Below are 25,260 nucleotides of genomic sequence, written 5' to 3'. Positions count from 1 at the left end.
CAATGCCCAATGCCCCATATTTAATCATCATCTAACTTCAGCAATTGTTCATCAAGATTTTGTATCCGTCCGCGCACAATTTCTTCTGAGAGAATTCGCTTCCGCATCGCCTCATTAAGCGCTCCTTTTTCTGCCAGTAGTAAACGGCGGCGAATGGCATCAAGTTTACCACTGCTGTTACTTTTGCCGTCTAACTCATCAGGACGACGATTATATAGTTCCCGCAATGTCTTTTCTGCACCAGCAATTCGCACTTGATAAGCTGAACGCATCTCTTCATAAACAGCTTTTGGTAACACTCCTGATTTCAACAAACTATCTAATTCATCTTGTGCTGCCTTCCCTGTCATCAACTGAGCTTGCAATTCTTCAACCTGTTGTTGAGTTTCTGAAAATTTAGATAATTGTAAGCGTTTTACCACCCAAGGCAAACTTAAACCCTGTCCCACTAACGACACCAGCACACTACCAAAAACTAAAGCGATGAGAACATCTCGCCCTGGTAGTGTTTCTGGCAAACTCAACGCCAGAGCCATCGAGAGCGAACCTTTGATATTACCTAAAAAGAGTAAATGTTGCCAGCGCAATGGAATTGGACGGTCAATCAAACGAATCCCTGCTAGCAGAGGATAGACTGTAAGAACTCGCCCAACTTGATAAGCCAAAACTGCAAATATAATTGCAGGTAAAGTTCTCCAGAGGGTTCCCAGGTCTATTTCTACACCAATTAGCAGAAAAATAAAGGTGTTGACGGTAAAACTGGCATACTCCCAGAAACTCAACAAGGTGATGCGACTAGAAGCAGAAGTATTCTGAGAAAGCCCTAAATTCCCGAAAATTAATCCAGCGACAACTACAGCTACCGCACCCGATACACCAAGAAATTGCCCAACCTGAAAAGTTCCTAATGCAACTGCAACTGTTAGTAATAAGCTGCTAAGGGCATCATCTAAACGGGCGAATACAGGTATGCTCAAGTAGCCCAAGACTAACCCTACTAGGCAGCCTCCTAAAGAGATAAATAGCAGTTGTTGGATTCCCTCTACAAAGGTGAGTGAACCTGTGGAATATACTTGCAAAATTAGGTTGAATGAAACTAGAGCAGCTGCATCATTAAATAAAGTTTCTCCTTCAACGATGGTGGAAAGCCGCGAGGGTACTGGTATTTCCTTAAAGACGGCAATCATGGAAACTGTATCAGTATTTGCCAGAATTACTCCGACAAATAACGCAGGTATCCAACTCAGCCCCAGCCCAAATTTTAATAAGGCGGCAATAATCCCACTGGAAAGCACAGCCCCAGGGCCAGCTAGCAGGGCAATTGGTTTAAAGGTGCTGCGTAGGCGGCTGACATCTGTATTAATGCCAGCTTCAAAGATGAGAATTGGTAAGAAAAGATTCAAAACCAAGGTTGGATTTAAACCAATGGGACGAGATAATAGCTCAGTGATTGGCAAGCCTGCTAATACTAAACCCGTTACATAAGGGATTCGCAACCGCCGGGATAGCAAAGCTACTCCTGTAGCCAGGAGCAAGAGAATAATCGAAACTTTAACTAATTGAGTTACATCCACTATTACATTTTGGAAAGTTAGTTTGACTTGACTGATAGATTCTCTCTTCATTCATGCCAAATTAGCAACTTCACCCGGATTTCTCACGCATAGTGTGGGGAGTGTGCGGGTTCAGATTTCTTCCCCATCCTCCCACACCCCCCACACCCTGAACCTTGATTTCTCACAAGTGAGAAATCAAGGTTCAGGGTGTGGGTTCCGAACTTCTAATTTCCTCCACTTGACCAACTTCAAAAATTAGAGTGAATGGCTGCCCCATCTCTCGCTTGATAAATTGTTCTAATAATTCTACTTGCCGAGGTGTGACAGGTTCCCTTGCCCGGACACTCAAACGGACTTCTGGGGGATTTGTTAACCAATTGGTATTACTGTTAACTAACTGCAATCGCCCAAAGGTGACAGTTCGATTCAATAATGCTTTTCGTAAGCTGGTTTCTAGTTGCGCTTGTCGTACAAGTCGGGCAAAGCTGACTCCCAAAGGAATTAGCAGGATAGTTGTCAAAGCCATAGTCCAAATTAGGGGTTGACGGGCCCGCGCCATTGAAGTGTAACCTGCTACCACAAATGTCACCATACAGGAGAGGGCAATACCTAGCAAGTTGGTGAGATAAAGTAGGGTTGCCCCGAAACTGAGTGACCAATTCCCTTGTGCCAAGCCTAAGCCAATCACACAGACGGGAGGCATGAGGGCAACAGCGATCGCAGTTCCCGCTAAACTACCAGAGATTTTTGTCTCAATTTTGGCGTAACCACTAATACCACCAGCCACTACCGCAATTCCCAAATCTAGCAATGTTGGTCTAGATCGAGCCAGCACTTCACTACCGTAACTAGGTAATCCCACCAGCCAACCCAGAGTGGAGGCGATCGCCACCGCTAACAGCGTGCCCACTGCGACAGCAATTAGTCCCTTGCGAAACAAAGTAATATCTGCTTGCAAAGCACCAAAAGCTAACCCGCGAATCGGCAACATTAAAGGAGCAATAATCATCGCGCCGATAATCACGGCTGCACTGTTAGACAATAAACCCAAAGTTGCGATCGCACAGGAGCTAATAATTAATATTATGTAAGCTGAGTCTAGAGTTGATTCAGCCAGCAACTCTGTTTGTAGCTGTTGAAGTTGCTCCGGTTGCGAACCCCGGCGGCGGAAATTTTTAAATCGGTCTCGAATGTTATTACCCAAGACCTTCCTCCTGAATGCTCGGTTATGTCTAAGTGAACTACCCCACCGTAAGACGGACGGGGCTTCCCAATTCATCAGGAATAGCCTCCAGAACTTCGTAGTACTAGAAAGTCTTACATTCCCTCCAAGGGCAGGAGTCCTGGTTCCCAAGACCCAAATCTTTTTCTTGCAACATATACCTGTTAGCTTGGTTTTCGCTTATGGCATTGATGGTCAAGATGATAATACTTAGTTTACAAGAATTGGTGATTCGTCATACATCTGGAATTTGTTTTTACTTATTTTTTAAATCAATTCCAGATCAATCCTCACTTCGTGACGCTCCGCGAACATCACCCGCTCACAATCCCCATCTTAGGAATACCTTGTTCGCGTAAGCGTCTGTCTGCGACACGCTGCGCGAACGCAGAGAAGATGGGGACTTCCGCGACCCGTTAAAGTTTCCCATTGAACAGGTGTCATCTGAAAATAGTCAGATGATGTTGAAGAAGAATTCAGAAGTCAGAATTCTGTTTCGATAAATGTAAAACTATACCAGGAATTTACTTATGGTGCTTGAATCAGCGATCGCCGAGGAAGTCATTACAAATAATCTTAAGCAGTTTCTGTTGGTACTTTCAGTATCTTTAGGTGTGGCGACACTACCGCAGGTATTTAGCTGGTTTCGGAATATCCCTTATACCTTGCTACTGGTGATTGTCGGGTTAGGTTTGGCGTTTGTTGATGTCCGTTTAGTAACCCTTTCCCCGGAATTAATTTTGTTCATTTTTTTACCACCCCTGTTGTTTGAAGCTGCATGGAATTTGAAATGGTCAGAACTGAAGCGGGATTTAGTGCCGATTTGCTTGTATGCAGTGTTCGGGGTGTTAATTGCGATCGCCGGGGTAGCGATCGCTCTTAATCAATTCATTGGTATTTCTCTAACTACAGCTTTACTCATCGCAGCTAGCCTGTCTGCAACCGATCCTGTTTCTGTCACCGCTTTGTTTCGTGAACTGGGCGTAGATAGTCGTCTTGTCACTTTAATGGAAGGCGAAAGCTTATTCAATGATGGTATGGCTGTAGTTGCCTTTGGTTTTGTGGTGGCCTTATCTTTGGGAACTGCCGAATTGGAATTACAACCAATTTTAGTGCAGTTATTTACAGTTGTTGGCATCGGTGTAGGGGTGGGGGCTTTCATTGGATTTGGTATTTCTTACCTCACCCAGCGCTTCGATTTGCCCTTAGTAGAACAATCCTTAACCCTAGTTTCCGCTTACGCCACTTACCTGATTATTGAAGACTTAGGCGGTTCTGGGGTAATTGGAGTTGTCACCACAGGTTTGATTTTAGGCAACTTTGGCTCTCGTATCGGCATGAATCCCCGCACCCGGATTATTGTCTCCGAATTTTGGGAATTTTTGGCGTTCTTTGTTAACTCCATTGTCTTCTTGTTGATTGGCGACCAAATACGCTTTGCTAGTTTGGGCGAAAACTTGCAAATCATTATAGTGACAGTGGCAGCAATGATTTTGATGCGGGCAGTTGCTCTTTTGATTCTCAGCAAATTGAGTACTAGCATCACCAAATCGGACATTTCTTTACCAGAACAAACTATCTTATGGTGGGGCGGGTTACGTGGTTCCGTTTCCATTGCCCTGGCATTGAGTGTATCGACTATACTGCCAGAGCGAGAAAAAATTATTGCAACGGTGTTTGGAGTAGTTTTATTTACTCTACTTGTTCAAGGATTGACCATCAAACCTTTGTTGGAAAAACTCAATTTGCTAGGTGATGCACCCTTACGTGAGGAATATTTAGAATTAGTTGCCCGTCATATTGCCTTAGAACGCGTTTTGCAACACCTCCAGGCAGACAAACGCCCCGGCATCGACCCAGAGTTTCGCCGTTATCAGGAGACACTAATCAAAAGTGAACTTGCAGATTTACGGTCAAAAATTGACAAATTACAGGATGAATATCCCAATCTTCAGAGTTTTACAACAGAACAATTCCGAGGAGAACTGCTGGCAATTGAAGCAGATACTTATGCAGAATTTGTTAAGTCTGGTCGGTTAAATAAAGAATTAGCATCTATGCTTGAGGATGTTTTGTAGATTGAGGCTCCCTGCTTTTTCTACTAATCCCCTTGCGGATGTTCATCCCACAAAGTTGTTATTTCCCGTAAACTCTGATGATTGCCATTACCCAAAATCAGATGATCTAGTACCGGAATCCCCAAAAGCTGTGCCCCTGCTAACAACTGGCGCGTCAATTCTATATCTTCATGGCTAGGTTCAAGGTTCCCAGAAGGGTGATTGTGGGCAACTATTACCCGCGTTGCACCTTGACGAATAACTTCCCGGAAAATATCACGGGGAGAAGCTAAGGTTTCGGTTGCTGTGCCAATGGTAATTACTTGCGTACCTAGCAAGCGATTCTTAACATCTAATAACACCACTGCAAAACGTTCTTGTGCCTGCCACATCAAATCTTGGCTAAGGGTAGCAGCAGCAGCAAGTGGGCTATCAATCAATGTTCCGTCATTCGGTCGAGATTGAAAAGCGCGTTTGCCTAATTCAATTGCTGCTAATATACTTGTTGCCTTGGCCGGGCCAACACCAGAAATTAGCATCAACTCTGCGGGGCTAACTTCCCGCAAAACCGCCAAAGGATCGCGTTGGTGTTTGCCTAATTCGCTCAAAATAAATTGTCCCAAACCCACAGCAGATAGTTTTCCTGGGCCTTGACCAGTGCCTAGAAGAATTGCGATTAACTCTGCTGTGGCTAAAATTTTGGCACCATGCGTCATTAATCGCTCACGCGGACGCTCATTTGTAGGTAGGTCGGCAATTCTAAGGCAATAGGTCATAAACTAAGAAAATCGTCACCATGCATCAAACTATCCTTAGTTATCCCTTGTTTACTTCCCAAATCATCTTTATTTGAGAAAATCTTTAACCTTGGTTAGTTTAGATAGGTAATTTCATTGGCAACTTTCAAAGGGAATACTAAAAATAATATGATTTAGGGCGATCGCTATGTTTGACGATATATTCAACAATCTCAAAGGTTTCATTGACTCTAAAATTCAAGAAGTCGGTAACGATTTGCAAAAGCGCTTCGGCATTCCTGAACCCACAGAGCCATTTGTGCTGATTCGTCGATTCACACCTGCCGATTCCACAGTGACAAGGGGAGGTATTGCAATTGTCGGAGAAAGCTGGCGAATTGAAGCCTATGACGACAATACTCAGCAGTTAATGATTAGTACAGATCCTTTGCGAAATGTCATCTTGTTTGAAGTTGCATCGCCCGATGTCCAAGAGTGTGTTCTTGCTTGTCAATTTAACGCGAAAGCGCTAGACACAGAAAAACCAATTAAAGTGAGTTTAGGTTTACATAGACCAGGACAATGGGGTGAAATGAGAACAACTTCATGGTCTACAGGAGTTTCACCAACGGAAAATTTTAAGTCTTACGAAGCGCGTGCCCATTTTAAAAAAGAAGCCGATGCTGCCAAAGTTCAAATTAGTGTGCAATTTGAGAGTAGTGGCATTCTTGAGATTAGAGATATTGAACTGCTGCAAGCCCCCGTCAAGCCACAATCATGAGCAATATCTAAAGTTTGAGTAGCATAAGTATAGTGCGATCGCATAATTCAACAGCCCAACACTATACGCGATCGCAAACTCGCAAAACCCCTCCATCTTCCCTGATTATTGATAAATTTGCGTTGCTTTGAGCATGTGGTAGGTAATGATTAGCTGGGTGAGAGCTAGGGGGTAACTTTGCAATGTCTCTCCAGTTGTACCAGCAATTTTACCCAGTTCAGGATTACTTTCGCGATCGCAAAGATTTCGGAGATGGGGCATATCAGAACAAATAATATGCTCTAATTTATTCACCTGTTCTAAGGTGGCATGACCATCAACTTCCAAGACATCCACAGGCTTACTCATATCTCTGTCTAGCCCAAGACGAATCGCTGAGTCAGAATTACCATAACTAGAATTGGTAATTACGGTGAAATCTGGATGGGGAATTGTCGGACGTAGTACCAATCGGACATTTAGGTGTCCATTGCTTTCATCATCTTCATCAGTTGGTGGATAAAAACTAATGACTATATCAGACCATTGCCGTTGCGGACGAATAAACTGTGATGAGTCTGGTTCGCGCTTTTCTAATTCTGCTAGCACCTGTTCAGGTGTGTAGCCCCGCTTTTGCGTATCTCGCTTGACTTTCCACTTAGCACGTAATTCTTCAGGAGGCGCAAGATAAACTTTAACATCGTAAGAATCACGGGCGGCACGAGTAGAATAACCGAGTAATCCTTCAATAATGACGAATTTACTTGGCTTGATATACTTAGGTGCCTCAAATGTCCCTGTTTTATGGCTATAAACTGGCTTAAGAATTGGTTGCCCTGTGCGTAGCAGCGACAGGTGTTGCTGCATAATATCCAGATGGTTGCAGTCCGGGTGGAGGGCAGTGATGCCAATTTCTGCACGTTGTTGGCGATCGTAACGGTGGTAATCATCTGTACAGATGATCGTGACATTTTCTGGGCCGAGTGCCTGAGCGATTCCCCGCGTTAGTGTTGTTTTCCCAGCAGCGCTGTCGCCGACAATACCAAGAATTATTGGACGGCTCATCATACCTCCCACAATAAAAGTAAGTTTATTAATACAATTTCCCTACAATAGTTTTAATTCTAGAAGGGTTTAGGCAAGTAACTCAAGCAAAGCCTTGGTATGCAATATCTCTACATATAAAATATCTGTGCGCTGGTTTATTGCCATCTACATAGCTGATGAGTCAAAAGAGGCAAGGGGGCGGGGGGCAGGGAAAAGGTTAAAGGGGAAAGGTTAAAGGGGAAAAACCTTATATATCGTGCCTTTCATTCCTTTTGCCCTTAACCTTTTCCCTTTAACCGAGCAGTATTGGGTCAGATTGGCTTACCATACCTGACCTAACATCATCTTTTACTGAGCGGTATCACTATTAAACTAGAGCGTACACTTTCGCTTCCCAGGGGAAGATGCCTACGATAAGTCGGTCGGCGCAATTAAAGCTAACTGGCAAAGGCTGTCATTTCCTTGATTTCTCACAAGTGAGAAATCAAGGAGTGTGGGAGGTGTGGGAGGATGGGGAAGAAATCTGACCCCGCACACTCCCCACACTCCTCTGCCTACAGTATCGTCAGGAATCCGGGATTCATTTGTCATTGGTAAGGGCTTTAAGCCTAAAAAACAGATAATTAGTGTGTGAGATTTAGGTAAAAGAAAAACGCACGTTATGACCACTCAAACACTAGGAATCGAACAAAACCTTTATGACTATTTACTATCAGTCTCTCTCCGAGAACCAGAAATTTTAACCCAATTGAGGCAAGAAACAGCCCAGCATCCAGTAGGTAGAATGCAGATTGCTCCTGAACAGGGGCAATTTTTGGCGTTACTGGTGCAGTTGCTGGGAGCGAAAAAAACTTTGGAAGTTGGGGTATTTACAGGTTATAGTTCCCTGGTGGTAGCCTTGGCGTTACCGAGCGATGGGAAGGTGGTAGCTTGTGATGTGAGTGAAGAATTTACAACGATCGCTCGGCGTTATTGGCAGCAAGCTGGAGTGGCAGATAAAATTCAACTGCACATTGCCCCAGCTTTGGAGACTTTAGATCGGTTATTGGCAACGGGAGAGGCGGAAACCTTTGATTTTGCTTTCATCGATGCAGACAAGAGCAACTATGATGCTTATTATGAGCGATCGCTGCAATTAGTGCGATCGGGGGGACTGATTGTGATCGATAATGTTCTCTGGTCAGGCAGGGTTGCCGACCCCCAAGTACAGGATAATAGAACTAAAAGGATTCGTGCCTTTAATCAAAAGCTGCATCAAGACCAGCGAGTTAGTCTGAGTTTAGTAGCGATCGCAGATGGTTTGACTCTGGCACTGAAAAAGTGATGTCTTTCTAACTTTTCTAAAACCAAATCCGCTTAGTTTAATACTTGACTTTCCCTAATCTTGCTTAAAAATCAGCAAGATTTTTTAAGTAAGCAATATTAAATTATAGTTTAAAAACTGTATTCTTAGAAATTTATTTTTCTTTTTTTAAGTATTTATTCGGTTGTATATTATTAATAGATCAAAATAGATAACTATATCTAGTAATTGTTTAAACTTTAATGTCCGTGGAAGATATTCTGCAAGCAGTAGAAACAATTCTGCAAGACAAGCCTCTTGCTTCCATTCAGTGCTTTGTGCTGTCTCAGTCGTGGTTGGGCAAAACTTATGGTGAAATGGCAGAGGAATCAGGCTACCGCGACAATTACATCAAAGAAGTTGGCTCTGAGTTGTGGCAAGACCTTTCCATCGCACTTGGAAAAAAAATAACCAAAAAAAATCTGCATTTAGCCTTGAAGAAATACCTACAAGAAAAAATAGGCGATCGGGAAAATCAGAGCCAACAAGAATTTAATGAAAAATCTAATTTAGAAATGGTGTCTCCAGACTCATTTTCAGCAAGCAAAATTGAATTTCCTAGCGGCCCCGTACCACTGGGTTCTCCTCTTTACATCAATCGTCCTCCTCTGGAAGAACTTGTTTGTAACGAGATTTTATACCCTGGTTGCTTAATCCGAATCAAAGCACCTAGAAAGACAGGAAAAAGTTCACTGCTCAATCGGATGATTGCTTATGCTAGAGAGCAAGGTTATCAAATCGTCTATTTGGACTTTCAAGAAGCCGATCAAGACGTTTTTGCTTCTCTTGATAAATTTTTGCGTTGGTTTTGTGTCAATGTCAGCAGACAGTTAAATCTCCTTCCCTCTCTAGATGATTTTTGGGATACGGAAATGGGCAGCAAGGTAAGCTGCAAAATCTATTTTGAAGCATATCTACTGCAATACATTGATAATAGTCCTCTAGTTTTGGCTTTGAATGAAGTTCATCGAGTTTTTGAACATCCCAATATTGCCCAAGATTTTTTGCCAATGCTGCGATTTTGGCACGAACAAGCAAAGCAGGATCAAATCTGGCAAAAACTACGGATGGTGGTAGTTCACACCACAGAAATATATATTCCACTAAAGCTTAACCAATCGCCTTTCAATGTTGGGATCACAATTACGCTCCCACCATTGACTCTCAATCAGGTACAGAATTTAGCATTGTCTTATGGACTAAATTGTGCAGCCGACTCCGAAGGGGCAAAACGCCTTGCACCCTTACAAGCAATGGTAGGAGGACATCCTTATTTGGTGAGCCTTGCGCTTTATCATCTATGTCAGGAGGAAATGACATTAGAAGTATTACTAGAAACTGCATCTACACCAGTGGGAATTTACAGTCAGCATTTACGGGAACTGTTGAGCTTATTGCAAAAAGACCCAAAATTAATGTCAGCTATGCAACAGGTAATTGCAACAGATGAAAAAGTAGAGCTAGACGCGATCGCTGCTTACAAGCTAGAAAGTATGGGTTTGGTTAAACTCAACGGTAATCAAGCTCATGTTATGTGTGAGTTATATCGCCTTTACTTTAGCCAACAGCTTGGAAAGCACTCAGGATAGTAATTGTTCTGGTAAACTGTTGAAAGATAAATAATCAAAATAAGTAATTCTCGTTCTTAAACCTCATCTATGTTGAAACCTAGAGTTTTTTAAAAGATATATGTAGGTTGGGTGGAGTGAAACGTAACCCAACATTACCACCTTATTTATGTTGGGTTACGCGATCGCTGTACCCAACTTACAAAACTACGGTTCTCAAGGTAGACGAGGTTTAATATGAATTTTATCAATTGTTACGATAGAAATTTATTTATTAAGAACGAGAACTAATTTGAAATTTTAAATCAAATGAACAGTTATCGATATCAAGTTGGTGGCACTTTAACCAGTGACGCTCCTAGCTATGTTGAGCGCAAAGCAGATGTGGAACTTTACGAAGCCTTAAAGCAGGGTGAATTTTGCTATATCCTAAGCAGTAGGCAAATGGGCAAATCTTCACTTATGGTAAAAACCAAGCATCGCTTGCAACAAGAAGGCTTTAGATGTGTCACCATTGATATGACTAATATTGGTTGCGAAAATATAACTCCAGAACAGTGGTATAAGGGAGTTGTAGGCGATTTATGGCTGGGCTTTAAACTGTTAGGAAAAGTCAATTTAAAAACTTGGTGGCAAGAAAAAAATGATATTTCTTTGGCTCAGAAACTCAGTCGGTTTATTTCAGAAATTCTGTTAGTTCAGTTTCCTAACGAAAGGCTATTCATTTTTATTGATGAAATTGATAGTATTCTCGGTCTCGATTTCTCTGTGGATGACTTTTTTAGCTTGATTCGATTTTGTTATAACCAACGAGCAATTGATTCAGAGTACGATCGGATTACATTTGCAATTTTCGGTGTTGCTACACCTTCAGACTTAATTTTATATCAAAATCACATTACGAAGTTTAATTTTGGTAAAGCTATCCGAGTAAATGGTTTTACATTTGAAGAAGCTCAACCACTATCTTTAGGACTGGATATTAAAGACAATCATCCCCAAAAAGTTTTAAAGGAAGTATTAGCTTGGACAAAAGGGCAACCATTTCTGACTCAAAAGCTGTGTCGGTTACTTGTTAGTCTATCTCAAGATGATGTGGGTAGAAAGTTAAAAATTCCCCCTGGCACAGAAGAATTTTGGATAGAAAATGTGGTGCGATCGCACATTATCGATCAATGGGAATCACAAGATGAACCAGAGCATTTGCGGACAATTCGCGATCGCATCCTCAGAAACGAACAAATCGCCGCCAGATTGCTAGGAATTTATCAGCAAATCCTCCAAGGAGTGGAAGTAGCAGCCGATGATAGTCGAGAACAAGTAGAACTATTGCTGTCTGGTTTGGTGATTAAAAAGCAAGGTTTTCTCCAAATTAAAAATCGAATTTATGAAGAAGTTTTCAATTTAGAATGGGTTGGAAAAAAATTAGCTTACTTGCGCCCCTACTATGAAACCTTCAATGCGTGGATAGCCTCAAAAGAAAATGATAAATCTCGCTTATTGCGCGGACAAGCTTTGATTGATGCCCAAACCTGGGCACATGGCAAAAGCTTGAGCAACTTAGATTATCGATTTTTAGCTGCTAGTGAAGAATTAGATCGGCGAGAAATGCAACAAGCATTAGAAGCCGAACGTGCCAAAGAAGTTGAAGCACGACTTGCAGAACAACAAAAAAGATTAGCTCAACAAAAGAAAACTTCCACAATAGTCACACTCTTGCTAGCGGGTATGACAATCAAGTTGGTGATTTCTATAGTGTGGGGAGTGTCGCTTTTACGAAAGATTGATGCTTTAGAATCACAGTTAAAATGCACCCAAGTAGGACATCAAGGCAAAGTAATAACTGCAAATTCTCGCTTAGGTGGATGCTGACTAAATTTTGAATTTTGAATTTTGTAGTAAGCTGTCGTGCATTTAATTTGCACAGCTAATGGCAAGATTACCATCACCCCACAAGAGATTTATTTTTTGGACGATACGAATTAAAATATTTTCAACTTATTAATGAAATTTGCATTGGTGAAATGGAACTCTGTATCTGTGGATAGATGAATATATTTGCCAATTAATAAAATAATTTTATGCAGTACTAAATATATGTTTCTTTCGATAAAATTATTACCCAATTTCAGTAGACCGAAAGCTCAATACCTGGTTAAGTGCAAATTAATAACTTCTAAAAACAATGCAGAATAAGAAATTGTCAAAGACTTTCTCATCTATCAATAGCAATTCCCATGCAGCAGAACAAAATCCTAAATTGGCCTATAGACCGTTTGGTAGCCAAGTTCAAAAAGCATCAGTTGCACCAGTGACAGAAACAGACATAGAGGATATTACCTTTGCAGAACAAAGTATTGAGGCAACTGGACTGGAATTACAAGCAAAATATGGCAAGATTACGCCAGAGGGACAGGAACGGCTGACTGTGCTGCAAGCCAAGATGGATGGATTATTGAATTCTCGACTGGAACACGCAACTCGATTTGGTCATAACTTTGCCAATATTCCACTAAGAAAACCAAATATAGCAGCACCAATTCAGGCAAAGCTAACAATTGGGGAACCTGGAGATAAGTACGAGCAAGAGGCAGACGAAACAGCACGTCAGGTTGTGCAAAGTATTCATCAGCCACAGAGCGATAAACTTCAGCGCGAGTCTTTGCCTGAAGAGGAAGAAGAATTGCAAATGAAGCCGATGGTGCAGCAAAATGGTGGGGCTTTACAGGGGATGATTCAAACTGTAAAAAATGAGCAAAAAAGAGGTGATAAGCATAGAAGAGGGGCTAGGGCACAAAAAACCATTGCTCTTTTGGGCAACAACATTAAAGCCAACCTCGATGGGCACATTTTTAATGCGCTACCGGTTAGCGGTGGATTACCAAACCCAGCCAGTCCTGTAGGTCTTCATGCTTATACCAACGGTGGCCTACCAAATGGTATTCAGCAAGTGAGCATTCAAGGTTCCGCGACTAAAGTCCACAATCTGATGTGGCGCTGGAGTAATGGTACTGCCACAAAAAGTAGTACCATGTTTCCGAATTGGATGCCACCCTCGCATGTACGGACACTGATCGCATTGGACTTCCCTGACACTCGGCAACAGGATGTAGCTGCGAACTTGCTATTTCCGACAGATACCAAAGTTAGAATAAACAGAGGACACCAGATCAACTTACATAAAGCTGGAGATACTGTTTACCCAACTTTGTGAAGATAATTCAGAGGAACAGGTGGATATGTATAAGTGCGATCGCTAATCTTGTAGCGACAATCTTGAAAATCAAGCGTAGGCGTAGCCCGTCGTAGACATCGCCAATAGAAATGCAGGTGTGACCAAAGCTGCCGATGATGTGAGTTAAAATCCTGATATCTTCATAACTACTCACGCAGACAGCCCCCGAAAAAGCGATCGCTATGCTTCAGTATCCCCATCTCGAACAAGCGCTAAAATATCACTTCGGTTACGACAGATTCCGCCCCGGACAACGGCAAATTATCGAAGATGCGCTGCAAAATCGAGATTTAATGGTTGTGATGCCGACTGGTGGGGGAAAATCTCTGTGTTTTCAACTACCAGCATTGTTAAAAAATGGATTAACGGTGGTGGTGTCGCCGTTAATTGCTTTGATGCAAGACCAAGTAGAAGCACTGCGAAATAATAATATTAACGCGACATTTCTCAATAGCAGTTTGAATGCTTACAAGGTGCGATCGCGGGAAGAAGCTATCCTCAGTGGTAAAGTAAAATTACTATACGTCGCCCCAGAACGTCTCCTCAGTGAAAGGTTTCTCCCATTTCTCGATTTAGTTAAAGAAAAAATCGGTATTTCTAGCTTCGCTATTGATGAAGCGCACTGCGTTTCGGAATGGGGACATGACTTTCGTCCAGAATATCGCCAGTTGAAATCTCTGCGGAAACGCTATCCTGATGTTCCTACCGTCGCTCTCACCGCCACAGCAACCGATCGCGTCCGTAGTGATATCATTCAACAATTAGGATTAAAGCAACCAAGCATCCATCTTGCTAGTTTTAACCGTGAAAATCTTTATTACGAAGTTCGTCCTAAAACTAAATATGCTTACGCTGAATTATTAGAACTAATTCGAGAAACTGAAGGTTCGACAATTATTTATTCTTTAACTCGTAAAAAAGTTGATGAACTAACTTTTAAACTGCAAAATGATAAGATTGGTGTTCTGCCTTATCATGCCGGATTAACTGATGAGGAACGTAGTAGTAATCAAACGCGATTTATTCGAGATGATGTCCGGGTGATGGTGGCAACAGTCGCCTTTGGTATGGGAATTAATAAACCCGATGTGCGGCTGGTAGTTCACTTTGATATGCCTAGAAATATAGAAAGTTATTATCAAGAATCGGGTAGGGCAGGTAGAGACGGAGAACCATCTCGCTGTACAATATTTTTCAGCTTTGGTGATGTTAAAACAATTGAATGGAGTATCGATCAAAAAACTGACCCTCAAGAACAGTTGATTGCTAAACAACAACTGCGGCAGATGATCGATTACGCTGAAGGCACTGATTGTCGGCGAACGATTCAATTGGGTTATTTTGGCGAAAGGTTTCCTGGGAATTGCGGTAACTGTGACAATTGTCGTCATCCCAAACCCATGCAAGATTGGACAGTTGAAGCCATGAAGTTTTTATCTTGTGTGGCGCGTTGCAAAGAAAGATTTGGGATGCTACACATAATTGATGTGTTGCGGGGAGCAAAAAAAGACAAAATTCTCCAGTACGAACACGATAAACTTTCTACTTATGGTATCGGTAAAGATAGAACTCTAGATGAATGGCGAATGTTGGGGCGATCGCTTTTACATCAAGGGTTAATAGAACAAACTAGCGATGGTTACTCAGTTTTAAAACTAAATGCCCACAGTTGGGAAGTAATGCGAAAACAACGCACAGTTTCCCTAGCTATAACCACAGTCCAAAAGATTACCTGGGAACAGGGGAGTGAAAAAGCAGAAGAAGCAGAAATATTATTACAGAAGTTGCGATCGCTACGTAAAGAATTGGCTGATGAGCAATCTGTACCACCTTACGTCATCTTCCACGATTCCACTTTAAAATTGATGGTACAGGTGCAACCCCAAAACTTAACTGAATTTGCCAAACTTTCTGGTGTTGGTAGTCATAAACTCGCTCAATATGGCGAAAAGTTTATTACAGAAATTCGCGCCTACCGCCAAGAAAAAGGTTTGCAAAATAAATCTGCTACTTCCGTATCCTCTCCCAAATCATCTTCTTCTTACACCGAATTACAAACATTACAATTACATCAACAAGGTTTAAATATTGCTCAAATTGCCAAAAAGCGGAATCTTAGTCCGGCAACAGTTAGCAATCATTTAGAAAAACTAATTGAGAAAAATCAGCCAGTTGATTTAAATCAATTAGTACCTTTAGAACATCAACAAAAAATTTGGCAAGTTTTAGAAGTACTCGGTGACATTTCCCTCACTCCCATTAAAGAACAATTAGGTGAAAGCTACACTTTTGATGAAATTCGCTTAGTACGGTGTAAGTGGCGGCGTGACAATCGCAAGTGATGATTGAAGAAGAACACAGAATACAGAATCAATTAGTATGAATGCTGAATTCTATTTTATTAAAATACAAAAGCAAGATTAAAGGAGTTACCTAATGAGTCAGATGCTTAATACAGGAGTACGCTGGACAACTCATGATGTGGAATTATTACCAGAAAATGAGGGGACGCGCTACGAGATAGTTGATGGAGAATTATTCATGAGTAGGACACCTCACTTTAAACATCAGCAAACTTGTGGGCGAATTTTCGGACAACTTGATGTTTGGTCAGAGTCTACTGGTTTAGGAGAAGCTGTAATCAACCCCGGCGTTTTGTTTTCAGAATCAGATAATGTGATTCCTGATGTAGTTTGGGCTACAAAGGAAACCTTGGCGGTAATGTTGGATGAAGCGGGACATTTAACTGGCGCACCAGATTTAGTAGTCGAAGTCTTGTCTGCTAGCAACGAAGATCAAAGACGAGATAAAGAAGCTAAACTTAAACTTTATTCTTCCAGAGGAGTAAAAGAATATTGGATTGCTGATTGGCGATCGCCAAAACTAGAGGTCTATCGGCGCGAACAAAACCAACTTAAATTGGTAGAAACTTTGTTTAATAGTGATAATATAATTTCTCCGCTATTACCTGGTTTTAGCTGTAATGTAAACCAGTTTTTTCCTGTATAAATTTTAGGTTGAATGGAAAAACAAATCTCAAGTAGCGGATTAACTAAAGTCCAGATACTGATTATGGCGATCGCATCTGGTGTCTGTGTTGCCAACATTTATTATAATCAGCCAATCCTCAAAGATATTGCATCTTCTTTTCGAGTCGGTGAAGGCGAAGTGGGTAGCATATCTGTGCTTTCGCAAGTTGGTTACGGTTTTGGGCTTTTCTTTTTAATCCCATTGGGCGATAAAATCAACAAGAAAAAGTTAATTCTTTCTTTACTGATATGTTTGTTTTTTTTGTTGATACTCATGACGTTTTCACAAAATATCATCGAAGTGTGGATATTGAGTGTAGCGATTGGGATTGCGACAGTATCGGCTCAGGTTATTCTTCCCTTAGCCGCAAGTATAGATAGAGTAACTACAGGTAAAACTGTAGGCTACATTTTTACTGGTATATTAATTGGAGTTTTAGGAGCAAGGGTTTTTAGTGGATATATTGCTGAATGGTTGAATTGGCGTTATGTATATGGATTTTCGGCAGGAATGGTTTTAATTGTTACTGTCTTACTAAATATATATTTACCTAATGTCAAAAATCAATTTAACGGTTATTATTTGGAATTATTAAGCTCAACAATTCAACAATTCAAACGCTTTTCTTTGTTAAGAGAAGCGTCTTTAATTGGTGGGTTATTATTTGGTGTATTTTGCTCATTTTGGACAACATTGACTTTCCATTTAAGCGGAGCGCCTTTCAATTTTCAATCTGACACAATTGGGATGTATGGCTTTGTGGCGATCGCAGGTGCATTGATGGCTCCAGTTTTTGGTAAACTAGCCGATCGAGGGAACTCGCAACGTTCCTTGACAATTGCTGTATCGCTCGTGATTGCAAGTTTAGTAATTGCTAAAATTGCTTCTAGTTCAGCGATCGCGATCGCTGTTGCTGTATTGTTACTAGATGTAGGTGTGCAGGCAATCCAAGTCACCAATGTCGCAAGGATATACACTCTTGATGCTCAATCGAATAGTCGAATCAACACAGTTTACATAACTATCTATTTTATCGGCGGTTCCGTAGGTACTAGTATTGGTCTATTATGTTGGAATCTTGGTGGCTGGAATTTGGTGACTTGGCAAATGTTAGTTTTTACTTTGCTCGGATTTTTTATTATCGTCAGACCTAAAAAAATTACAGTAAAAATAAATAAAGAATAACAAAAAATCGCGGTAACAAAGTCAAATCAAGCTGCTAAAAACTTTATTTAGTAGTAATACTACAATTATTCTCTATTACTTGGTTTTCGTTGTACTGTAAACCAGCTTTTTTCTCTATAAAATTTTATTTTGGAGAAATATGCACACTCGTTATTTTCCGAAAAAAATGTGCATAACTTTCTTTAAGATATCGCTTTGCACCAATAACTAAATTTTCTCCTCATCAAAGCGATATCTAGACACAATCAGCTTATTTTACGAAAAACTGGGGATTTCAGAGTTAGAATCTTTTGATGTTGCAGTAGAGCGCGATGGTGAAGTGTTTTGGCTTTTTGCAGACAGAATTACTAGCAATTTAGGCAGCGCAAGGCAAGCAACAGTATTTAGCAGCGTCAGTAATATACCATCGATTAAACTCATGTGCAATCGTCCTTATTTCAAAATTGGTGTTTACTATATTTTTAGTTTGAAGCAAAATTAGTACAATTGCTTCAAAGCAGCATTTTAATTTCTTTTATCGGTTATAAGCTAACTAAATATATTCTTATAATTTCAATTTGACTCGTAAAATCTCTTTTCTCTCTGCGTTTTCTGTGCCTCTGCGGTTAAAAAGTAATTAATTTAACCACAGAGGCGCAGAGAACACAGAGGTAAGAAGTGAAATTAGCTAACTTAAGTATATTTGAGAAGGCGTAAGCCTTCTAAGCGGAGAGCTTCAGGATATAGAGCTTTATAAATATTGCAATTTGGAGATTGAATATCATAACGACCTGTAGCCTTAAACGTAGCCAAAGAGCAACCACCCGTACACCAGTATTTCCACTCACATGTACGACAGCCTTCTTTTTCCTCAACAGATAAATTCTGAATACCTGTTTTATCTTGTCGCACAACAGTTAAAGGATCTTGAGCGTCAACAGAGGATATAGTTTTATGTAGCTGCATCTGACATTTGGCAATTTGTCCTTGATAATCAAATACAAGATAGCTTTGCCCAACTCCACAAGTTCGTTTATGAGGAGATGATAAATTAGCACGATCAACTAATGAACCTAATAAGCTTCGATTAGGTAATTTCAATTCAATAACTTTGAATGCTGCTAACATTCCTTGAATCATTCTAGATTCTTCTAGTTGCAAGTCTTCGTAAGAAGCTGACAGTTCATTTTCACGATAAAAGTTTAAGCTAAAGGGCAGATTATGCTCTAATATCCATTCAATCAGATCGGATAATCCTTCTGCATTGCGCCCGCTAATGGTGATGGAAATATCGGGTATCAGCCCATTTTGCAAAGCAATCTTAATACCGCGTTCAACATCTTGAAATGAACCCTTTCCGCCTGCGTAGTTTCGTTGGATATTGTGGAAATCTGATAATCCATCTAGTGAAATCATGAGACGCAGATTCAATATTTTAAGCATCTCGATAATCTCAGGCGTAATCAATGTTCCATTACTGAGAACAACTCCATCTAATATAATGCCTTTTTCTTTGCTAAGTGATTGAGCATATAAATGCAGTTCTTTAATTAAAGGAGAGCATAATAATGCTTCTCCTCCGGCATACTTTAGTTTGACGCGGCGGTAATTATTTAAGCTAGCAGAGCGAAATGTAGATTCAATAGCTGCTCTGCCTATATCTATTGACATATCCCTGGCTAAATGAGGAAGATAGCAGTAGTCACATCTTAAGTTACAGCGATCGGTGATATGTAACCATGCAGATAAAGTTTCTGGTATTTCATTTAGGTTAAATGAGCTATTATTTTTAGGAACAATTAAACGGGCTTGATATAGTTCCTGAATAGCTGTCTGTAAGTCTGTTTGGTTAATGTGAAAATTCTCTTTTGTAATATCACCTAATTTATGAGGCTTTGTAAATATATTTCGTAAATATAATGCGGATTGATTTAGAACTGCTACTTTATGATTAGTTCCATAACAGATAGAGTAACTATCATCTAGATTAATTATTTGCGAATTGGGAGATATCACAAACTCTGTCTCAAATATCCCCAGAGATAATGATATATCTGAGCCTAATTCTGCTAAAGGGGATAAGTCACAGGCACAATCCCCTCCATCACAATCGCATTGTCCAGTTGGTACGCAGGTAGAATTGAGAGAAACTAAAATTCTGGGTCGATCAATTTTTTTACTAAGCATGAGAAGATGGCTGTTTTGTTGCACGGATTCTAGTCAAAAACATTTGTTGATCGCACCATTCTTTGAGAGCTTTATTATCTTGCCACTGATGTTTGAGTTGCTGGATTAGGGTTTTAGAAAGTTCTATAGGCAAACGTTCGATTTTCTTTTGCAGCAGATTTAACTCATGTTGGATTGAATAGGGGCCAAAACCTCCATCCTGGAAGATTTGGGGTATGCCTTGAGCATATTTTGCAAAGGCAAGATCGTAGTTCGCCTGTTGAAATGCCACATCACCTTCTATCCGTAACATCCTACCAAAGTACAGTTGATAGGTATTTTGATATGGCTGGAAGCGATCGCTAAGTTCTCGTGCATAATCGGAAATATGCTCATAAGCTTTTGCATAATAATCAAACTCTGCTTTCCCTACCAGGCTATCGATGGCATACCGCCTGTCATTGTACTCTAGACTAGTGTGGTAAGAGCGATCGTTGAGTTTGAGAGCTTGTTCTTGCAAAGAGCGATCGCACTTTTGAAACCCAAGATGCCAGTAAACACTGGCCGTTTGGTGCCAAATTCCAGGCAATTCCTCTTCCAGTCCGTATTTTTCTGCCAGTTTCAGGCTTTTTTCTAAAGCATCTTGAGCCTGACTTAGCACATCTAAATCCCACTTTACCTGTGTTACATCCCAAACAGCTTCATTTACTACCTCGGCACTAAACCACTGATTTAAGCCTAAATGAAAGTATGCCCTACACAATATTCGATTATCATCTTCCTCATTGTTGCAACGGCTTAACGCTCGTTCAAGTAACTGTTTAGCTTTAACATAGTTTCCCTCATTTACCGAAATAGTCGCAGAGGCAATTTCGGCATTGGCAATTTCGCGTTCAGTCTCCACACTCGACCACATATCAATAGCAGCCTTAAAGCACTGTTCAGACTTGATATAATTTTTTTGGAGTCCGTATAAATATCCCAAGTTATTCTGAATACTAGCCATAACTTGAGTTAAGCCTTTGTTAGGAGTGTCAACTTCCATAGCAGCATCCCAACCTAGTTTGTAATATTTTTCAGCTTCGTTAAAATTGTTTAGTTGTCGATACAGATAACCAACTTGGTTCGCCACACCCGGAATAGCAGATGCTAGCTTTTTACCTTGAACTAGAGATAAACACTTTTGCTGATATTTCAAAGCTTCATCATAAAGATGCAACTTAGCATTTAGCATTCCCAAGACATTGCAAAGGTCTGGTTGATGAGAAGAATTAGAAGATTTCTCAGCTAACATAGCCTCTAATTTTCTCACCTCATTTTCTGTTGTACCCTTATCTTTTAGGGCGTGGACAAGCTTTGCTTCAAAAATAATCAATTTAAATCTTTGGTCGAAATTTAGCTCTTTTTCAAATTGTTTTACAACTGCCAATAATTGATTAACAAAGCTGAATTTCTTTGATTGACTGCGGATCGTATTAGTAACTTCATGCCAAGTTTCAAAGCCGATAGTTGGGTCAGCGTATAAAGCATTCCATAGCCATCGCATTGTATTGAATTCTCGTAGCTGTTTAAACTCTTCAATTAGAAACTCAATATTAGCGGCTTTATTAGAATTATCAGAGTAAAGTTGAACCTCCAATATCCTTTTCTGCGGCCCTAGCTGATAATCTTTTTTCTCAAAATATTTGGCAGCAATACGACTATCTCGTTTTCTCCATTCTAAATCTGGGTCAATATCTGACCATACAAATTTATTAACTAAGTCTCGCACAATATCATGTAATGATATTTGATTACCACTCATTACTGGTTTGATAAAAAAGTAGCTCTGAGCATCAATAAATAATTTTTTAGCATCTTCTATCGATAGTTCTAATAGATTAGCAATATCAGAACTATCTAATGGATAAATACGTGAAAGTAAGAGGGTTAGCCTATCCATTGATGTCCGAAGCTGCGTAATATGTCGAACCATCTCAGCTTCAAATCCACCCGTTTTTTCCAATCTGGCTGGAATAGTTTCTATATCTTCAGTCTCTAACCAATCTGGAATAACTTCTCGATAAGCATACTCTACTCCAAATTCAATCATAATGGGGCTACCACCAGAAAGAACTATAATCTTTTGAACTAAGTCTTTCCCAAGACTAAAATGAAGTTGCTCCTCTTTGGAAAGAATGTATGTCTGTACATCTTCATTAGTAAATTCATTTAACTCCAAATAGGTTATTTCTGCTTCTGTGAACGACTTTTCCAAAATTTGACGAGCAATACTAGGGCGACCTGCTAAAATCAATACGGCGTTATCTAGTTGCTGGCATAGATTACCAATATATTCCCAAACTTCCGTTCTTCCCTCTGCTTGTCCTAACTTCTCAACTGTATCAATTAAAAATACTAATCTCTTTTGTTTAGATTTTCGATTAATTTCATCGACTAAAAACTTTTCAAGTTGTCTGCGTTCTTCTTGGTATGCAGTTTGACTGAGGTGGTTTTCATCTTCTCGTAGTTGTCGTAACCGGAGCAGCCATTCGTGATATGTATTATCATACAATTGCTTGGCGATTTGAGTGCATAAATCTTCTGCATCATTAAAAACAGGAGTATCGCAATCAATAATTTCACTGGTTCCGATATTTATTTGGTTAAGGCGGTTTTGTAATTCATTAAGCAACCAAGTTTTGCCAATTCCGCCTCTACCCTCCACCAAAACAACGTGCAGTGTATTAGCCTTTTGAACAAGGGTAATAATTCGATTTAGATGTTCTTCACGACCAACAAACTCTAATTTATCTATTTCAGACATAATAGGCTCCTGAGTTAATTATTTTGAATAGCTTCATCAAGCTTATGAATTAAACATCTATAGGGCGTATCATTATATTCGTCATTGTGGAGATAGTAATTGACAAGAAATTGAAATTCCCAGTCATGCTCTACTTCAGATTTAAGCGTAGACAGAAATTCATGGGTTTGCTCTCGGTCTGTATTGCGGAATATTCCAATAGTTTCTTCAACAGTTTCGTCAAAGAAAGTTCTGCGAAGTTCTTGTCTATAAGCTAAACTATCGCCACCACAATTGATAAATCCAGCATGTTGCTGAAGGCTTTGAAAAAAATACTGCATTGACCAAGTTCCTGCCACCGCAGAATCATTCTTGGATTTAAGCTCGTGAACATATTCCCAGCAAATTTGAGCCGCTTCGCTACAAAGCTTTTGAAAGCTATCAGGCGAACTTTCTCGAAGTAGACCAATAACTAGCAGCCGACGGGTCATTCCATCTTTGATAATCGTTTTGTCACGAGTAAAAATAGATGTCTTTGTCAGTTCAGCATTTAATTTAAAACTATCATCACTGAAAGGTAACTGAAATCTTCTAACGGCTTCCTTTAATATCCAATTACCATTTAGTATGGGAAATATACTCAGTTTTTCAATAGATTCATAGAGATGATTATTTTCTTTAGTCAAGCTTTCTTTAATCTGATCTCTACAATGTTTCAGGGTTCTTTCCCATAATTTACTTCCATAATTTTTTAAAAATAAATTAACTGTGTAACCACCACCTCGATAATCTTTTAGCGCTTCAGCAATTCCCCCTGGATGTCCGCCAGTTAAATACAATAAGTGTCCTGCTAGTAGTGCAAGACTTTCAGAAGTCATCTCAATCGGCTTGAGATATTTTGTTGCGGTATCCTGAATTACTTCCCAATTAAAAGGCGAAAGTATTAGTTTAGGAAAAATTCGATCTGAGGGAAGATCGGTAAGACATCTGGCTGCAATTACAACTCGAAGACTCTTGGAATTATCTTTAAAAAATTGTAGTTCTTTCAAACACTTTTCAATTCTCCATCCCAATTCTTTAAGTTGATCAAAAATTTCGTTTAAACGTTGTTTTTGTGGGGCATTTCCATCCAGATCGATTAGTAGTACAATACCTTTCTGTCCCTGCGATTGCCATTTAGCCCAATTTCTATGTAATAATAAACCTAAGCGTTCTCCCCAAGGCAAATCATTTCCTTCTTGAATCTGAAGATTGAGAGAAATAGCTAATTCCTTTTCTAAGTCTTCAATACTTTGATCGCCAGACATGGAAGCATAAGCGCAACACCATTGTAATTCTTGAAAGCGCTTCTGGATCTGTTTGAGAAATGCTGTTTTTCCGTAACCTTTAGGAGCCGTTATCAGACGATAAGTAGGAGAATTATTTGCTGTAATTTCAGTTATTGCAGCATCCCGATTAGTGAATGGTATTTTATCAGGATCAACTTGCTCTAGAGTTTCTTGATTTAGCTGGTTTAACTCTGAATCAGCTTTTTTTATTTCCTCAAATTTATTATCAAGTTGCCTTTGTAATTTATTTCTATCTACATCATTAACCGTCCATCCTATTTGGTCGCTGATACTTTCAATGTCACTTTTTAAACGGGCTATTAGCTGCTCAAGATACTTCTTTCGGAAATCTGAAGAATTTTTCATTGCATTTAAATGGCATTAAGTTCGCTTTCTACTCGACCGAGTTCTTGGAGTATGGTGTTGATTTGGCGTTGAATGATATTGCGATCGCTTGCCGCCAGTGTATAGTTAAGCTGGTTGTAAGCTGCTTCGTAGTCACTGCTTAGAACCTCAAAGCGTTGTTGCAAAGTCTTAATTTTGAGTTGTTGTACCCGGCTGGGGCTATTTTGAATATGTGCATTTGATGAAATCGGCAAGGTTATTTCATCCCATGCTTTGCTCAATACGTCCGCCGGAATCATGAAAGCAGTCTTAATATCTTCTCGCTGTTTCTCCGCCGCTATAGCCATACCAACTACTCCTGCAAGGGTTTCATCCCATATAGGCGCACCACTAAAGCCCGGTTCTATCCTGTAGCCAGTTACCTTACTATCTTCCAATTGCACCCATCCCTTTCCTTGCCCGTCTCGCAAAACTCCCGTAGACCAAACGCCATCATTGTGTCCGTGAGGAAAACCAAATATGCGGAAAGGATGCCCCCAAACGTTACTGGCTGAGATTAGCTTGATAGGTTGGGCTTCATGAGTTAACTGCCCTTCGATTTGCAACCCGGCAATATCTTCAGGTTCGGAGGTTGATACATTGTTGATAACAGGTTGCCAAAAAACAACTTTAGCTTTTAGTTTTTGCCCCGATGTAATTAGCGGGAAATCTAAGTAAATATCATGACTAGGAGTTTCAACTATATCTTCTGGTAAAGATAGAGCCGAGGTAACAACATGAGCGCATGTCAGGATATAATTTTGACTTCGCTCTGATACTAAAAAACCTACACCAACTACCGCACCATTCGGATGAAAAATCCGAGCGATCGCTGATCTAAAAGCTGGAATATAATTATCTGCAATCGATGCCATACGT

19 protein-coding genes are annotated in these 25,260 nt (G+C 40.2%); 9 read left to right on the top strand and 10 right to left on the bottom strand.

Annotation, left to right across the window (positions count from 1 at the left end; genetic code table 11):
- Positions 1-20: 20 nt before the first annotated feature.
- Both GJB62_RS07130 and GJB62_RS07125 read right to left on the bottom strand, forming a co-directional pair.
- Positions 21-1,574: a sodium:proton antiporter gene (locus tag GJB62_RS07130; RefSeq protein WP_114084018.1), complete on the bottom strand. Its 1,554-nt coding sequence runs from the start codon at positions 1,572-1,574 to the stop codon at positions 21-23.
- A gap of 184 nt (positions 1,575-1,758) precedes the next feature.
- On the bottom strand, positions 1,759-2,760 hold the full coding sequence (locus GJB62_RS07125; RefSeq protein ID WP_114084007.1) for a DUF389 domain-containing protein: 1,002 nt from the start codon (positions 2,758-2,760) through the stop codon (positions 1,759-1,761).
- A 548-nt stretch (positions 2,761-3,308) separates the two neighbouring features.
- Between GJB62_RS07125 and GJB62_RS07120 the strand changes: the two genes are divergently transcribed.
- Positions 3,309-4,856, top strand: coding sequence for a sodium:proton antiporter (locus GJB62_RS07120; protein ID WP_114084005.1), 1,548 nt, complete (start codon positions 3,309-3,311; stop codon positions 4,854-4,856).
- Between the two features lie 23 nt (positions 4,857-4,879).
- Here GJB62_RS07120 and radC read toward each other — a convergent pair whose 3' ends face one another.
- A complete protein-coding gene (radC, locus tag GJB62_RS07115; RefSeq protein WP_114084004.1) occupies positions 4,880-5,611 on the bottom strand; it encodes a DNA repair protein RadC in 732 nt (243 codons plus the stop codon).
- A 169-nt stretch (positions 5,612-5,780) separates the two neighbouring features.
- On the opposite strand from radC, the gene GJB62_RS07110 reads away from it, so the two are divergent.
- Positions 5,781-6,353, top strand: coding sequence for a hypothetical protein (locus GJB62_RS07110; protein WP_114084003.1), 573 nt, complete (start codon positions 5,781-5,783; stop codon positions 6,351-6,353).
- A 105-nt stretch (positions 6,354-6,458) separates the two neighbouring features.
- Here GJB62_RS07110 and GJB62_RS07105 read toward each other — a convergent pair whose 3' ends face one another.
- Together GJB62_RS07105 and GJB62_RS07100 are read right to left on the bottom strand one after the other, a co-directional pair.
- Positions 6,459-7,397 carry a phosphoribulokinase gene (locus tag GJB62_RS07105; RefSeq protein ID WP_114084002.1) on the bottom strand — a complete coding sequence of 313 codons (939 nt, stop codon included), beginning with the start codon at positions 7,395-7,397 and terminating at the stop codon, positions 6,459-6,461.
- A gap of 390 nt (positions 7,398-7,787) precedes the next feature.
- Entirely contained in the window at positions 7,788-7,970 is a 183-nt protein-coding gene (locus tag GJB62_RS07100; RefSeq protein ID WP_147262548.1) for a hypothetical protein, read from the bottom strand.
- A 70-nt stretch (positions 7,971-8,040) separates the two neighbouring features.
- On the opposite strand from GJB62_RS07100, the gene GJB62_RS07095 reads away from it, so the two are divergent.
- The 4 genes from GJB62_RS07095 (at position 8,041) to GJB62_RS07080 (ending at position 13,503) form a co-directional block, all read left to right on the top strand.
- Positions 8,041-8,703, top strand: a complete 663-nt coding sequence (locus tag GJB62_RS07095; protein WP_114084001.1) for a class I SAM-dependent methyltransferase — start codon at positions 8,041-8,043, stop codon at positions 8,701-8,703.
- Between the two features lie 221 nt (positions 8,704-8,924).
- Positions 8,925-10,310, top strand: coding sequence for an AAA-like domain-containing protein (locus GJB62_RS07090; protein WP_179072407.1), 1,386 nt, complete (start codon positions 8,925-8,927; stop codon positions 10,308-10,310).
- A 288-nt stretch (positions 10,311-10,598) separates the two neighbouring features.
- Positions 10,599-12,161 (top strand): AAA-like domain-containing protein, encoded by a 1,563-nt coding sequence (locus GJB62_RS07085; RefSeq protein ID WP_114084000.1) that lies wholly within the window; start codon positions 10,599-10,601, stop codon positions 12,159-12,161.
- Between the two features lie 328 nt (positions 12,162-12,489).
- A complete protein-coding gene (locus GJB62_RS07080) occupies positions 12,490-13,503 on the top strand; it encodes a hypothetical protein (RefSeq protein WP_147262547.1) in 1,014 nt (337 codons plus the stop codon).
- A 7-nt stretch (positions 13,504-13,510) separates the two neighbouring features.
- Here GJB62_RS07080 and GJB62_RS07075 read toward each other — a convergent pair whose 3' ends face one another.
- On the bottom strand, positions 13,511-13,678 hold the full coding sequence (locus tag GJB62_RS07075; RefSeq protein WP_159402468.1) for a hypothetical protein: 168 nt from the start codon (positions 13,676-13,678) through the stop codon (positions 13,511-13,513).
- Between the two features lie 28 nt (positions 13,679-13,706).
- Here GJB62_RS07075 and recQ point away from each other — a divergent pair, with 28 nt between their 5' ends.
- The 3 genes from recQ to GJB62_RS07060 all read left to right on the top strand — a co-directional run bounded on the left by recQ (position 13,707) and on the right by GJB62_RS07060 (position 17,739).
- Positions 13,707-15,866: a DNA helicase RecQ gene (gene recQ, locus GJB62_RS07070; RefSeq protein WP_114083998.1), complete on the top strand. Its 2,160-nt coding sequence runs from the start codon at positions 13,707-13,709 to the stop codon at positions 15,864-15,866.
- 94 nt (positions 15,867-15,960) lie between these two features.
- Positions 15,961-16,533 carry a Uma2 family endonuclease gene (locus GJB62_RS07065; protein WP_114083997.1) on the top strand — a complete coding sequence of 191 codons (573 nt, stop codon included), beginning with the start codon at positions 15,961-15,963 and terminating at the stop codon, positions 16,531-16,533.
- Between the two features lie 12 nt (positions 16,534-16,545).
- The gene (locus GJB62_RS07060; RefSeq protein WP_114083996.1) at positions 16,546-17,739 is read left to right on the top strand and encodes an MFS transporter; all 1,194 of its coding nucleotides are present in this window, start codon (positions 16,546-16,548) and stop codon (positions 17,737-17,739) included.
- Between the two features lie 672 nt (positions 17,740-18,411).
- Here GJB62_RS07060 and GJB62_RS07055 read toward each other — a convergent pair.
- The 4 genes from GJB62_RS07055 to GJB62_RS07040 are packed head-to-tail and all read right to left on the bottom strand — an operon-like array spanning position 18,412 to position 25,256.
- Positions 18,412-19,905 carry a radical SAM protein gene (locus tag GJB62_RS07055; RefSeq protein WP_114083995.1) on the bottom strand — a complete coding sequence of 498 codons (1,494 nt, stop codon included), beginning with the start codon at positions 19,903-19,905 and terminating at the stop codon, positions 18,412-18,414.
- Positions 19,898-22,690, bottom strand: a complete 2,793-nt coding sequence (locus GJB62_RS07050) for a tetratricopeptide repeat protein (RefSeq protein ID WP_114083994.1) — start codon at positions 22,688-22,690, stop codon at positions 19,898-19,900. The genes GJB62_RS07055 and GJB62_RS07050 overlap by 8 nt, the downstream gene beginning before the upstream one ends.
- 14 nt (positions 22,691-22,704) lie before the next feature.
- Complete coding sequence (locus GJB62_RS07045) at positions 22,705-24,363, bottom strand: hypothetical protein (protein WP_114083993.1); 1,659 nt, start codon at positions 24,361-24,363, stop codon at positions 22,705-22,707.
- Positions 24,364-24,368: 5 nt separating this feature from the next.
- A complete protein-coding gene (locus GJB62_RS07040; RefSeq protein WP_114083992.1) occupies positions 24,369-25,256 on the bottom strand; it encodes a trypsin-like peptidase domain-containing protein in 888 nt (295 codons plus the stop codon).
- Positions 25,257-25,260 lie beyond the last annotated feature (4 nt).

This window comes from Nostoc sp. ATCC 53789 (genome assembly GCF_009873495.1).
In the GTDB taxonomy this organism is placed as follows: Bacteria; Cyanobacteriota; Cyanobacteriia; order Cyanobacteriales; family Nostocaceae; genus Nostoc; species Nostoc muscorum_A.
The sequence above is the reverse complement of the archived record's forward strand: the minus strand, read 5'-3'. Positions and strand labels throughout refer to the sequence as shown.